This window comes from Blattabacterium cuenoti STAT (genome assembly GCF_003573915.1).
Lineage (GTDB): Bacteria > Bacteroidota > Bacteroidia > Flavobacteriales > Blattabacteriaceae > Blattabacterium > Blattabacterium cuenoti_A.
Map to the genome: position 1 here is coordinate 209,247 of NZ_AP014608.1, position 12,668 is coordinate 221,914.

At 24.8% G+C, this 12,668-nt stretch carries 15 protein-coding genes; 6 read left to right on the forward strand and 9 right to left on the reverse strand.

Annotated elements, in window-relative coordinates; genetic code table 11:
* The first annotated feature begins 17 nt into the window (after positions 1–17).
* Positions 18–509 carry a dihydrofolate reductase gene (locus STAT_RS00970; protein WP_119305415.1) on the forward strand — a complete coding sequence of 164 codons (492 nt, stop codon included), beginning with the start codon at positions 18–20 and terminating at the stop codon, positions 507–509.
* 1 nt (position 510) lies between these two features.
* On the opposite strand, the gene STAT_RS00975 is transcribed toward STAT_RS00970, so the two are convergent.
* A complete protein-coding gene (locus tag STAT_RS00975; RefSeq protein WP_119305416.1) occupies positions 511–1,164 on the reverse strand; it encodes a bifunctional nuclease family protein in 654 nt (217 codons plus the stop codon).
* Between the two features lie 164 nt (positions 1,165–1,328).
* On the opposite strand from STAT_RS00975, the gene STAT_RS00980 reads away from it, so the two are divergent.
* Positions 1,329–1,973 (forward strand): hypothetical protein, encoded by a 645-nt coding sequence (locus STAT_RS00980; protein WP_119305417.1) that lies wholly within the window; start codon positions 1,329–1,331, stop codon positions 1,971–1,973.
* 103 nt (positions 1,974–2,076) lie between these two features.
* Positions 2,077–3,060 carry a pyruvate dehydrogenase complex E1 component subunit beta gene (locus STAT_RS00985; protein ID WP_119305418.1) on the forward strand — a complete coding sequence of 328 codons (984 nt, stop codon included), beginning with the start codon at positions 2,077–2,079 and terminating at the stop codon, positions 3,058–3,060.
* Positions 3,061–3,066: 6 nt separating this feature from the next.
* On the opposite strand, the gene metF is transcribed toward STAT_RS00985, so the two are convergent.
* Positions 3,067–4,029, reverse strand: a complete 963-nt coding sequence (gene metF / locus STAT_RS00990; RefSeq protein ID WP_119305419.1) for a methylenetetrahydrofolate reductase [NAD(P)H] — start codon at positions 4,027–4,029, stop codon at positions 3,067–3,069.
* Between the two features lie 17 nt (positions 4,030–4,046).
* Positions 4,047–5,315 (reverse strand): serine--tRNA ligase, encoded by a 1,269-nt coding sequence (gene serS, locus STAT_RS00995; RefSeq protein WP_119305420.1) that lies wholly within the window; start codon positions 5,313–5,315, stop codon positions 4,047–4,049.
* A gap of 108 nt (positions 5,316–5,423) precedes the next feature.
* Here serS and rsmA point away from each other — a divergent pair, with 108 nt between their 5' ends.
* The 3 genes from rsmA to STAT_RS01010 are packed head-to-tail and all read left to right on the forward strand — an operon-like array spanning position 5,424 to position 7,685.
* Positions 5,424–6,200 carry a 16S rRNA (adenine(1518)-N(6)/adenine(1519)-N(6))-dimethyltransferase RsmA gene (gene rsmA / locus STAT_RS01000; RefSeq protein WP_119305823.1) on the forward strand — a complete coding sequence of 259 codons (777 nt, stop codon included), beginning with the start codon at positions 5,424–5,426 and terminating at the stop codon, positions 6,198–6,200.
* Positions 6,200–7,060, forward strand: a complete 861-nt coding sequence (locus STAT_RS01005; protein WP_119305824.1) for a bifunctional 5,10-methylenetetrahydrofolate dehydrogenase/5,10-methenyltetrahydrofolate cyclohydrolase — start codon at positions 6,200–6,202, stop codon at positions 7,058–7,060. The genes rsmA and STAT_RS01005 overlap by 1 nt, the downstream gene beginning before the upstream one ends.
* Positions 7,061–7,064: 4 nt before the next feature.
* Positions 7,065–7,685 (forward strand): 7-carboxy-7-deazaguanine synthase QueE, encoded by a 621-nt coding sequence (locus STAT_RS01010; RefSeq protein ID WP_119305421.1) that lies wholly within the window; start codon positions 7,065–7,067, stop codon positions 7,683–7,685.
* On the opposite strand, the gene hisIE is transcribed toward STAT_RS01010, so the two are convergent.
* The 6 genes from hisIE to hisC are packed head-to-tail and all read right to left on the reverse strand — an operon-like array spanning position 7,682 to position 12,658.
* Positions 7,682–8,269 (reverse strand): bifunctional phosphoribosyl-AMP cyclohydrolase/phosphoribosyl-ATP diphosphatase HisIE, encoded by a 588-nt coding sequence (gene hisIE / locus STAT_RS01015; protein ID WP_119305422.1) that lies wholly within the window; start codon positions 8,267–8,269, stop codon positions 7,682–7,684. The two genes, STAT_RS01010 and hisIE, sit on opposite strands and share 4 nt — an antisense overlap.
* Positions 8,270–8,281: 12 nt before the next feature.
* The gene (gene hisF, locus STAT_RS01020; RefSeq protein WP_119305423.1) at positions 8,282–9,043 is read right to left on the reverse strand and encodes an imidazole glycerol phosphate synthase subunit HisF; all 762 of its coding nucleotides are present in this window, start codon (positions 9,041–9,043) and stop codon (positions 8,282–8,284) included.
* A gap of 3 nt (positions 9,044–9,046) precedes the next feature.
* Positions 9,047–9,784 carry a 1-(5-phosphoribosyl)-5-[(5-phosphoribosylamino)methylideneamino]imidazole-4-carboxamide isomerase gene (gene hisA / locus STAT_RS01025; protein ID WP_119305424.1) on the reverse strand — a complete coding sequence of 246 codons (738 nt, stop codon included), beginning with the start codon at positions 9,782–9,784 and terminating at the stop codon, positions 9,047–9,049.
* A 10-nt stretch (positions 9,785–9,794) separates the two neighbouring features.
* Entirely contained in the window at positions 9,795–10,385 is a 591-nt protein-coding gene (hisH, locus tag STAT_RS01030; protein WP_119305425.1) for an imidazole glycerol phosphate synthase subunit HisH, read from the reverse strand.
* Between the two features lie 18 nt (positions 10,386–10,403).
* Positions 10,404–11,570 carry a bifunctional histidinol-phosphatase/imidazoleglycerol-phosphate dehydratase HisB gene (gene hisB / locus STAT_RS01035; protein WP_119305825.1) on the reverse strand — a complete coding sequence of 389 codons (1,167 nt, stop codon included), beginning with the start codon at positions 11,568–11,570 and terminating at the stop codon, positions 10,404–10,406.
* Positions 11,570–12,658, reverse strand: a complete 1,089-nt coding sequence (gene hisC, locus STAT_RS01040) for a histidinol-phosphate transaminase (protein ID WP_119305426.1) — start codon at positions 12,656–12,658, stop codon at positions 11,570–11,572. The genes hisB and hisC overlap by 1 nt, the downstream gene beginning before the upstream one ends.
* Positions 12,659–12,668: the final 10 nt, after the last annotated feature.

Consider the following 12,668-nt stretch of genomic DNA (forward strand, 5'->3'; position numbering starts at 1 on the left):
AAAAAATTGATATAATCATGAAAATAGTCTTGATTTCTGCAGTTTCAAAAAATGGATTTATAGGGAAAAATAACCAATTAATGTGGCATTTACCTAATGATTTAAAACGTTTTAAAAATTTAACTATAGGAAAAACCGTCTTAATGGGGAGAAAAACTTTCGAATCTATTGGAAAAATCCTCCCAAAAAGAATGAATGTTATTCTTACAAAGAAAAAAGAAAATTTTTTATATTTAGAAAATCATAAAAATATTAAAATTATTTCTTCTCTTAAAGAGATCGAAATATACAAAAAAATATTTGTGATAGGAGGAGAAAAAACATATGAATGTACAATTGAAAAAGCGCATGTTATAGAACTAACAATAGTACATGAAAAATTTTATGGAGATGCAAAATTTCCAAAAATAGATCCAAAAAAATGGGAAAAAATATACGAATTTTTTTGTGAAAAAGATAAGAATCATTCATTCAATTATAGTTTTATCAGATTAAAAAGAAAAAAATAATTTATTCTCTTCTATCCAATTCTTTTTTTATTCGTGCCGCAAACTCGTAGCATTCATTAACTACCGCATGATTTAATAAAATATTTAAATCTTTTTCTGTCATATTTTCTAAATCTTTTTGACTTTTTTCCTTAAAAAAAAGAAGACTATTATTTTCCGTTATTTTTGTTTCAGAACCCTCATTTTCTTTATCAAAAGAAAATCCATTTTCAAAATAAATTCCTGCTTTGTCAACAATTTCTTTTGTTGTATAAATAGGAGCATGAAAACGTATTGCCAAAGCAACAGCATCTGATGTTTTAGAATCTATTTTATGTTCTTTTTTTTCTATTTTTTTTTCTTTTTCTATTTCTATTATGGAATTTCTTTCTAACAAAATATAAGAAAAAAATATTCCATTTATTAGTTTATATATGATTACTGCTTTTAATCTAATATGAAATTCTTTTGCAAAAGAAAGAAATAAATCATGTGTAAAAGATCTAGATAGATCTTTTCTGCCTAAAGCATAAGCAATAGATTGAGCTTGTAAACTCTCTATAATAATCGGAAGTTTTATTTTTCCAGATTCTTCTTCAAGCAATAAAATATATATTCCAGATTGTATTTGACTTAAGGATATTCCCCGTATAGTTAATCTAATAAATTGACTCATAGGAATATATTTGAATTTATAATCAATCTAATCATTATGTCCAAATATACTAAAATTGGAAGGATATTTTTTCGATTTTTATTGTTTAAACATATACTAATATAATAAAATTATTAATATTTATGTAATAATTTTTTTTATATTTAATAATAAAAATTTTTATTATGAATACTTCTTTTAGATTTTTAATTTTAACTATATCCATAGCATTAGGATTTATTAGTACCTCTTGTAATGATGATATGACAATGAATAATGATGCTTCAGGAGGAGAAAAAACGGAAAGTTCTGTTCCTGATTCCACCACTACTACTACTACTGACACTGACGTTGCATCTTCTAAAACACCTTCTGAAGAAGATACTTCTACCTCCATAAATTCAAAATATCCACCTTATACTGATGAAGAAATTGATAAGATAAATCCAGAAGATTTAGACAATGAAATCAAAAAGGTTAGAACAAAAGTAATAAAATTAGACACTGAAACTAAAATGCATCTTGGTGAATTCCATCTTTTGGTAAATAGACAAAAAAGGCTTTTAAATGAAATTAAAGTAAGAAGAATGATTATGAGATCTAAGCCAAAAGGTTCAGAAGAGGAAATGGAAGCAAAAAACGATCTTGAAGATCGTAGAAAATATGGAAAAGAAAAATTGCAATTAATAAAAGATAAAAATGAATTTTTATATAAATTGACAAGAAGATTAGTACTTGAAAAAGATAAAGAATGGGATTTAAGAATGAAAAAAGAATATTTATTAAAAAAACTAAAAGAAAGAAAAGAAAAAGAAGAAGAAAAAAATTGAATTTAATTCAATTTTTTTAACTAACGATAAACGGAAAAGAAAGATATCTTTCTTTTCCGTTGTTTTTTTTATATTTTATGAAACACTGATACATTCTATTCTTATGAAAAAAAAAAGTTTTCGTGAAGTTATAGCAGAAGCTATGAGTGAAGAAATGAGAAGAGATGATTCTATTTATCTTATGGGAGAAGAAGTTGCTCAATATGATGGAGCTTATAAAGCTTCTAAAGGAATGCTAAAAGAATTTGGTCCAAAAAGAGTGATTGATACTCCTATATCAGAATTAGGATTTTCTGGAATTGGAATAGGATCTGCCATGAATGGATGTAGACCTATTATTGAGTTTATGACTTTTAATTTTTCTTTAATAGCTATGGATCAAATTATTAATAATGCAGCAAAAATACGTTATATGAGTGGAGGTCAATGGAACATTCCCATTGTTTTTAGAGGACCTACTGGTTTTGCTGGACAATTAGGGGCTACACATTCTCAATCTTTTGAAAGTTGGTATGCAAGTTGTCCTGGATTAAAAGTCGTTATTCCATGTAATCCTTACGATGCAAAAGGACTTTTAAAGTCTGCAATAAGAGATAACAATCCTGTAATTTTTATGGAATCTGAACAAATGTATGGAGATATAATGATGATTCCAAATGAAGAATATATTCTACCTATTGGAAAAGCAGATATAAAAAAAAAAGGAACTGATATTAGTTTGGTTTCTTTTGGAAAACTTATGAAAGTCGCTTTAAATGTAGCAGATAAATTAGATAAAGAAAATATTAGTGTAGAGGTTATAGATATTCGCACTATACGTCCATTAGATTATGAATCTATTCTTTCTTCTGTAAAAAAAACTAATCGTTTAGTTATTTTAGAAGAATCGTGGCCTTTTTCATCTATTTCTTCTGAAATTTCATTTTTTATTCAAAAAAAAGCATTTGATTATCTTGATGCTCCTATTAATAGAATAACTGTATTAGATACACCTGCACCTTATGCTTCCAATTTAGTCAAAACTTGGTTTCCTGATGAAAAAAAAACAATCAGTGCCATAAAAAAAACTCTTTATTTAAAAATTTAATAAAAATCAATAAATTGCTTGAACAATTTTATAAATATTTTCTGGTCTATCCATGGTATAATAATGAATAACTTTTACCCCAGAATTTTTTAACTCTTTCGATTGATGAATCGCCCATTCAATTCCAACATGGATTACATTTTTTTTATTTTTTGCTTTTTCTACTTCCTTTACTAATTCATTAGGAATATTTAAATAAAAACGAGATGGAAGTCCGTTTAATTGATTTCTAGAAGAAATAGGTTTTATACCAGGTATAATAGGAATAGAAATTCCTTTTGATCTACATTTCTTTACAAAAGAAAAAAACTTTTTATTATCGAAAAACATTTGAGTTACAATATAGTCAGCTCCTGCTTCTACTTTTTTTTTCAAAAAAAATAAATCACTTTCCATATTTGGAGCTTCTAAATGTTTTTCTGGATATCCTGCAACTCCAATACAAAAATCAAATAATGGAGATTCTTTTTTTTCTAAAAAAGTTGTATCAAGATATTTTCCTACATTTAAATTTTTAACTTGTTTTACGAGTTCTACCGCGTATTTATGTCCATCTTTTGGCGCAATAAAATTTTTTTCAGATTTTAAAGGATCGCCTCTTAAAACTAAAACATTATTTATTCCCAAAAAATTTAAATCTATTAAAGCATTTTCCGTCATTTGTTTATTAAATCCTCCACAAATTAAATGAGGAACAGCGTCAATCCTGTATTTATTCATAATAGCAGCACAAATTCCTACAGTTCCTGGACGTCTTGAAATTTTTTTTCTTTGTAAAAGACCATTTTCTTTTTCTACATAAATGAATTCTTCACGATGGTAAGTCACATCAATAAAAGGAGGATGAAATTCCATTAATGGATCTAAAGTAGAAAAAATATCTTGAATATCACATCCTCTCAAAGGGGGTAAAATTTCGAAAGAAAATAAACTTTTTTTTGCTTTAACTATATGCTCCGTCACTTTCATAACATAAAAAAAATTTTTTACTTAATATGATCAAATTCTGTATAAGGAATCAAAACTTTAGGAATATTAATTTTATTTTCAGTTTGATTATTTTCTAATAAAGCGGCCATAATTCTTGGCAAAGCTAAAGCACTACCATTCAGAGTATGACAAAACTCTATATCTCCTGTAATTGTTTTATATCTAAGATGTAATCTATGAGATTGAAAATTAGTACAATTTGATATAGAACTTACTTCTAACCATTTTTTTTGTGCTATAGAATAAACTTCAAAATCATAAGTTATAGAAGAAGAAAATCCAAGATCTTGAGTTTTTATACGAACAAGACGAAAGGGTAATTTTAAAGATTGTAAAATTTTTTTTACATGTAAAATCATTTCTTTCAAGAAAAAAGAAGAAGAATCTGGTGTAGTAATTTGAATAATTTCCACTTTTTCAAATTGATGTAGTCTATTCAATCCTCTAACTTTTGAACCATAAGATCCTGCTTCTCTTCTAAAACAAGAAGTATAAGTTGTGGCTTTAATAGGAAGATCTAAATCTTTAAGTATTATATCTCTATAACAATTCATAATAGGAACTTCTCCAGTAGGAATCAAATAAAAGTTGTTTTTTTCTATAAAATACATTTGATTCTCTTTATCCGGAATTTGTCCTGTGGCATATCCAGATTTTTCATTAATAAGATAAGGCAAACTATATTCTTTATATGAAGCCTGTATATTTTGATCTAGAAAATATTGAATTAAACTTCTTTGTAATTTTGCTCCTTTTCCTATATAAACAGTAAATCCAGAACCACATATTTTTGTTCCTAAATTTGAATCGAACAAACAAAATTTTTTTGATAATTCCCAATGAGGTAAAGGTTTTTTGATAGAACAATGAATTTCCCCTTCTTGAAAAAGAATCTCATTTTTTTCATAATCTTTCTTTATTTTATCATCAGGAATATTAGGAATTTGACTTAATTTTTTCTCTAAAACTTTAGAAATTTTTTCTAATCGAATATTGATTTTTTTTCTTTCTTTTTTTAGAAAAATAGATCTTTTTTTCAAAGAGTTGATCTGAAAACTATCATTATATGAATTTAAAATTTCCCCTATTTTTTTAGATATCAAATTTTCTTTTTCTAATATTTTATTGAGAATATTTTTAATTATTTTTTTCTTTTCATCTAAAACTAATATTTCATTTATTAAGTATAATTTTTTAAAATTTCTTTTTTTTAATCCTAATAAAACTTTTTCTTGGTTTTTTCGTATAAAAGAGATTTGAAGCATATCATATGAAAAACTAAAATCGTATAACTATTAATTTTCTGATTTAATAATATAAAGTACAAGATACAAATAATATAGTATAATATTTTCTATATTTGCATAATGCAAATGCATAATTTTTTTTTAAAAAAAAGATTTGACCAATATTTTTTAAAAGATAAAAATATAGCAAAAAAAATTGTAAACTATCTTTCTTTCGAAAATTATAATACAGTTGTAGAAATTGGACCAGGATTAGGTATTTTAACTCAATATTTATTGACTAATAATCCATATCACCATATTTTTTTAATAGAAATCGATGAAGAATTAATTTTTTTTTTAAAAAAATTTTTACCAATCTCTAAAAACCAGATTATTCATAAAGATTTTTTAAAATGGAATCCTGAAGAGATTGATTTACAAAATTTTGCAATTATTGGTAATTTTCCTTACAATATTTCTTCTCAAATATTATTTCATATATTAAGATATAATCATTACATTCCGGAATGTATTGGTATGTTTCAAAAAGAAGTTGCAAAAAGAATCACATCAACTCATGGAAAAAAAACTTATGGAATTTTATCAGTTTTAGTTCAAACATTTTATGATGTAAAATATCTTTTTACTGTAAAAAAAAAAGTATTTTTTCCTACCCCTAATGTGCAATCTGCAGTAATTTCTTTAAAAAGAAAAAGTGAAAACCTAAACTGCAATAAAAATATATTGTTTCAATGCGTTAAAATTGCTTTTAATCAAAGAAGAAAAAAATTAAAAAATTCTTTACAATTATATAGACATATTCCAAATTTTCATAAAATCCCATTTTTAAATAAAAGAGCAGAAGAATTATCTGTAAAAGAATTTCTTCAATTAACAAAAGAAATAGAAATTAGGAAATGATTACTAAATTATTAGATGGAAGACTATTAGCTAAAGAAATAAAAAATAAAATATGCAAGATTATAGAAAAAGAAATATTAAATAAAAAAAAACGGATTCCTCATCTTGGTATTATTTTAACAGGAAATAACAATTCTAGCATAAGATATGTTAATAATAAAATTAAAGAATGCAAAAATATTGGAATTAAATACTCTTTAGTCCATTTACCTATAAATACTTCAGAAAAAAAATTATTAGAGACAATAAAAAAAATGAATAAAAGTCCATATATAGATGGATTTATCGTGCAATTACCATTAGAAAAACATTTAGATCAAAATAAAATTATTTTATCTATAAATCCTAAAAAAGACGTAGACGGATTTCATCCTGAAAATTTTGGAAAAATGGCTTTAAATATGAAATCTTTTTTTCCTGCTACTGCATTAGGTATACTAACTCTTTTAGAAAAGTATAAAATTCAAATATCTGGAAAATATACTGTAATAATTGGAAGAAGTAGTATAGTAGGAAGACCAATTAGTATACTTATGAGTAGAAAAAATAATCCTGGAAATAGCACGGTAACACTTACCCATAGTAAAACGCCAAATATAGAATTTTACACTAGACAAGCTGATATTATTATAGTAGCAGTGGGAATACCAAATTTTCTTAAAGGAAAAATGATTAAAAAAGGATCTATAGTCATAGATGTAGGAATCCATAATCATGAAAAAAAAATATTGGGTGACGTTGATTTTCATAGTGTATATGGAAAAGCATCTTATCTAACTCCTGTTCCAGGAGGTATAGGACCTATGACTCGTATCATGTTATTAAAAAACACTTTAAAAGCAGCATTAAATAACAGATAAATAAATGAAAAAAGATATTAGTTATCCTATAAAAGAATCATTTTATTCTATTCAAGGAGAAGGTTTTTATTATGGAATAGCCGCATATTTTATTCGTTTTGGAGGATGTAATATAAAATGTGATTGGTGTGATACGAAAGAAAGTTGGAATATAGAGAAAAAAGATTTTATTTCAATTCATAAAATTATTTCTAACGTTGTTAACAATAATCATAAAATAAAAACTGTTATAATTACTGGGGGGGAACCTACAATGTGGAATTTATTTCCTTTAATTGAAAAGCTTAAAAAAAAAAAATATAGAATTCATATTGAAACTTCAGGTTCATATCCTATAAAAGAAAAATATGTAGATTGGATTACAATTTCCCCTAAAAAAATAAAACTTCCTATACAAGAAAATTATAAAAAAATAAATGAATTAAAAATTATTATTTCGGATGAAAATGACTTTTTATTTGCGGAAGAACAAGCTTCTTATATTAAGTCTACTAATTGTTTTTTATTTCTACAACCAGAATGGAATAACATTTCTTGGATTCTTCCAAAAATAGTTTCTTATATTAAAAAAAATCCTAAATGGAGAATTTCTCTTCAAATTCATAAAATTTTAAATATTCCTTAAGATTTTGAATGTCTATTCTCAAGAATATTAATAACATCTTGTATTTCAAATCCTTTTTTTTTCAAAAGAATTAAATAATGAAAAAGTAAATCTGCTGATTCATTTAAAAACAAATTTTTATCATTATCTTTAGATTCAATGATAAGTTCCACTGTTTCTTCTCCTAGTTTTTGTGAAATTCTATTGATTCCTTTTTTTAATAATTGATAAACATAAGAGTTTTCTTTTTTTTCTTTAATTCTTAACGAAATTATATTTTCTAAATGAAATAAAAAATTTTTATTATTATTTATTTCTTTCCAACACGTATCCGTTCCTTGATGACAAATAGGACCTGACGGTTTTGCTTTAATTAATAATGTATCTTCGTCACAATCTATTAATACATCTTTAATAAAAAGATAATTTTTACTAGTTTCACCTTTAGTCCACAATCTTTTTTTTGACCTACTATAAAAAGTAATTTTTTTTTCATCGATACTTTTGTTATAAGCTTCTTGATTCATATAACCTAGCATTAATACTTTATCTGTTTTTGAATCTTGGACAATTACAGGGATTAAACTTTTTTTAAAATTTATCATTTTTATTATTATTTATTTTGTAGTTCTTATAGGTATATTGAGTTGATTTAAATAAAATTTTAATTTTGGAATTTCTATTTCTTTATAATGAAATATACTAGCGGCTAAAGCAGCATCAGCTTTTCCTTTTTCAAAAATTTTATAAAAATCTTTTAATTGTCCAGCCCCACCTGAAGCAATAACCGGTATAGAAATATTTTTTGATATTTTTCTAGTAATATCTAATGCAAATCCATTTTTTGTTCCATCATGATTCATTGAAGTTAATAATATCTCTCCTGCTCCTCTATTAGAACCTTCTTTAGCCCAATCTAAAGTTTTAGTTTGAGTTGAAATTCTTCCACCATTTAAATAAACCCACCATTCATTTGATTCAAATTTAGTATCAATAGCTAAAACAATACATTGACTTCCAAATCTTTTAGAAAAAATTTCTAAAAGATTTGGGTTTTTAAAAGCAGCAGTATTGATTGATATTTTATCTGCTCCCGCATTTAATAATAATTCAATATCCTTTTCCTCTTTGATCCCTCCACCAACCGTAAAAGGAATATTAATATGACGAGAAACATCTTTTACTAGGTTAATTAATGTTTTACGTTTTTCATTCGTAGCTGTAATATCCAAAAATACTAATTCATCTGCTCCTTGTTTTGTGTACCAACAAACTAATTTTATTGGATCTCCAGCATCTTTTAAATGTTTGAAATTTACTCCTTTTACTGTTCTTCCATTTTTTATATCCAAACAAGGAATGATCCGTTTAGCCAACATATTTTAATTGTTATTATTCTTTTTTTTTTTCCAATTTTTGATACTGGATAATGATATTTGATTTTCATATATAGCTTTTCCAATAATGACTCCACTACAACCCAAATTAAATAATTTTTCTACATCATTCATATTTCTAACTCCTCCACTTGCTATGAATTCAACGTTTGGAATTTTTTCAATAATTTCTTTATATAAAATAAAAGAAGGACCTGATAAAATTCCATCTTTAGAAATATCTGTGCAAAAAATTTTTTTAACTCCATGATTACTTTTTTCTTTTAGAAAATCAAAAAATGGAAAATCAATAAATTTAGTCCATCCATTGGATGCAATCTTATTATTTTTAACATCCACTCCTAATAAAATTTTATCTCCCCCATAAGTATCAATCCATTTTTTGAAAAGAAAAGGTTTTTGAACTGCAATACTACCTACAGTAACTATATGTCCTCCATTTTCAAAAACAGCACGAATATCTTCTTCAGAATGAATCCCCCCTCCAAAATCTATAATTAAATGTGTATTTTTTGCTATTTTTTCTAAAATTTTCCAATGAACTACTTTTCCTTTTTTTGCTCCATCTAAATCTACTAAATGAAGTCTAGATATTCCATGATTTTCTAATAAAAAAGCTACTTCTAGTGGATCTTTATTATAAATTTTTTTTCTTTTAAAATCACCTTGTATTAAACGTACACATTGACCATCAATTAAATCTATAGCTACTATAATATCCATTGTAATAAATTTATAATCGAATAAAATTTTCTAATATTTTATGTCCTACATAAGAAGATTTTTCAGGATGGAATTGTACAGCATAAAAATTATTCTTTTGTAATGCAGCACTATAAGTGACTATATATTCTGTTTTTGCTGTTGTATATTCTCCTAAGGGAACATAATAACTATGAACAAAATATTGATAACTTCCATCTGGAATGTTTTCAAATAAAGGTCCTTTTAGTTTTTGGATAGTGTTCCATCCTATTTGAGGAATTTTTGCATTTTTATCGATAGATTGAAATTTTTTTACAAAAAAATCAAAAATTCCTATGCATGGAGTACTACTTTCTTCTGAAAACTTACAAAGCAATTGCATGCCTAAACATATTCCTAATACAGGTTGTTTTAATTTAGATAAAAGTAAATCTAAATTTTTTTCTTTTAAATATTTCATAGCGAAATTTGCCTCTCCAACACCAGGTAAAATAATTTTTTCTGCATTTTGAATCGATTCTTTAGAATCTGTAACCATAGCTTTTACGCCTATTCTTTCCAAAGAAAAAAGAACCGATTGTACATTTCCTGCAGGATATTTTATGATAATTGTTTTCATAATATTTTAAAATTTTTTTTACAAAAAACCTTTTGTACTGGGAATTTTATTAGAAAAATTTTTTTGTATTGCCATTTTTATAGCTCTTCCAAAACATTTAAAAATAGACTCTATTTTATGATGATCATTTTTTCCTACAGCATGGATGTGTAAATTCCATTTAGCCGATGAAGAAAAAGATTTAAAAAAGTGAAAAAACATTTCAGTAGAAATATTTCCTATTTTTTCTCTTAAAAATTTTACTTTCCAAGACAATTGACTTCTTCCTCCAAGATCTAATGCTATTGTAGCTAAACTTTCATCCATAGGAAGAAAATAAAAACCATAACGTTCTATTCCTATTTTATTTTCTAAAACTTGAAAAAAACTTTCTCCTAAAGTAATTCCAATATCTTCTATAATATGGTGATCATCTATATCAAGATCTCCTTTTGTTTGAATATTCAAATCTATATAGCTATGAAAAGCTATTTGTTGTAAAAGGTGATCAAAAAAAGCTATTCCTGTTTGAATATTAGATCTTCCCTTTCCATAAAGGGAAATGCAAACTTTAACATTTGTTTCTAATGTTATTCGTTGATAAACATATTTTTTAATTGTAATAGATGATAAATACTCATAAATTTTCTTCCAACTATCGGTTTTTAAAGATATTGTTTTTTTTAGGTCTTTTTCATTTATGCTAGAATAGTAATCTTTTTCTTCTTTTGTTAATTTTTGATAATGATGATTATTTTTTTTTATCCATATAGACTGACATCCTATATTTTTAGCCAACAAAACATCCGTTAATCTATCTCCAATAACAAAAGATTTGGAAATATTGTAAATATTAGATTTTAAATAATTTTTAAGCATTCCAGTTCCAGGTTTTCTATTTGGTGACTTTTCTTCTGGAAAAGTTTTATCTATATGAATAGAATTAAAATGAATTCCTTCAGTTCTTAAAATATTCAAAATATGATTATGTATAGACCAAAAAATTTTATCAGGAAATTGATCAGTTCCTAATCCATCTTGGTTAGATACCATAACTAAATCATAATTCAATTCTTGTACGATTTTTGATAGAAAAAATATCACTTTAGGATAAAAATTGATTTGATCAATAGAATCAATTTGATAAGTAGGGGGGTTTTCTTGTATAAGAGTTCCGTCTCTATCAATAAATAATATTCTTTTCATCATATTTCTATTTTTTTTATGGAAAAATTTCTAATTTGATCTATTAAATACTCATTCTCTTCATGAGTTCCTATTGTTATTCTTAAACAATTATTACATAAAATTATCTTTGAACGATCTCTAACAAAAACTTTTTTTTTCATAAGATAATGATATAGATTTTTTGAAGAAAAATTTATTTTTACTAATAAAAAATTAGTAGAACTAGGATATACTTTTTGTATAAAAGAAAATTTTTCTAAGGATTCTTGCATATATTCTCTTTCTATAAGAATGTTTTTTAAATGAAAAAAAAACAAATCTCTATTTTCTAAAGCTTTTAAAGCTATCTCTTGAGATAAGAGACTAATATTATATGGATATTTTATTTTATTCATCCATTGAATTATCGCTTTAGAAGCAATGGCTATTCCTATTCTTAACCCTGCTAATCCCCAAGCTTTAGAAAGCGTTTGTAAAATAATTAAATTTGGATATTTATTGATTTCTATCGATAAAGATTTTTGATTAGAAAAATCAATGTATGCTTCATCTAATACAATAATTCCTGTAAATTTTTTTGTTATATTTTTTATATCTTCTCTTATTATATCATTTCCCGTAGGATTATTAGGAGAACAAATAAAAATAATTTTACTATTTGGATTCAAAATTTTTTCTATTTCATATAAATTCAATTGATAATCTTCTTTTGTAAGAAAAATTTTGATTACATCTACTCCATGAATTTTTCCACTTACTTCATACATACCGTATGTAGGAGGAAATATAATAGAATGATCTATTTTTGGACGAGAAAAAATTCGATAGACTAAATCAATAATCTCATCACTTCCATTTCCTAAAAATATTTGAGATGGAGAGATATTTTTAAAATCTGATATTTTTTTTTTCAATTTTTTTTGTAAAGGATCTGGATATCTGTTATAAGAATTAAAAAAAGATAAAGGGGAGCCAAAAGAATTTTCATTAGCATCTAAAAAAATAGAATTTTTTTCTTTATGATAATGTTCTGTTCTAGCAGAAATATAAGGATCTAAATTTAGAATATCTTTTCTTATTAGAGAATTCAAATTAAAATTATTCATGTATTGACAT

Coding starts and splice junctions, on each gene's coding strand:
- STAT_RS00970 (WP_119305415.1), top strand. CDS start 18: ATGAAAATAGTCTTGATTTCTGCAGTTTCAAAAAATGGATTTATAGGG.
- STAT_RS00975 (WP_119305416.1), bottom strand. CDS start 1,164: ATGAGTCAATTTATTAGATTAACTATACGGGGAATATCCTTAAGTCAA.
- STAT_RS00980 (WP_119305417.1), top strand. CDS start 1,329: ATGAATACTTCTTTTAGATTTTTAATTTTAACTATATCCATAGCATTA.
- STAT_RS00985 (WP_119305418.1), top strand. CDS start 2,077: ATGAAAAAAAAAAGTTTTCGTGAAGTTATAGCAGAAGCTATGAGTGAA.
- metF (WP_119305419.1), bottom strand. CDS start 4,029: ATGAAAGTGACGGAGCATATAGTTAAAGCAAAAAAAAGTTTATTTTCT.
- serS (WP_119305420.1), bottom strand. CDS start 5,315: ATGCTTCAAATCTCTTTTATACGAAAAAACCAAGAAAAAGTTTTATTA.
- rsmA (WP_119305823.1), top strand. CDS start 5,424: ATGCATAATTTTTTTTTAAAAAAAAGATTTGACCAATATTTTTTAAAA.
- STAT_RS01010 (WP_119305421.1), top strand. CDS start 7,065: ATGAAAAAAGATATTAGTTATCCTATAAAAGAATCATTTTATTCTATT.
- hisIE (WP_119305422.1), bottom strand. CDS start 8,269: ATGATAAATTTTAAAAAAAGTTTAATCCCTGTAATTGTCCAAGATTCA.
- hisF (WP_119305423.1), bottom strand. CDS start 9,043: ATGTTGGCTAAACGGATCATTCCTTGTTTGGATATAAAAAATGGAAGA.
- hisA (WP_119305424.1), bottom strand. CDS start 9,784: ATGGATATTATAGTAGCTATAGATTTAATTGATGGTCAATGTGTACGT.
- hisH (WP_119305425.1), bottom strand. CDS start 10,385: ATGAAAACAATTATCATAAAATATCCTGCAGGAAATGTACAATCGGTT.
- hisB (WP_119305825.1), bottom strand. CDS start 11,570: ATGAAAAGAATATTATTTATTGATAGAGACGGAACTCTTATACAAGAA.
- hisC (WP_119305426.1), bottom strand. CDS start 12,658: ATGAATAATTTTAATTTGAATTCTCTAATAAGAAAAGATATTCTAAAT.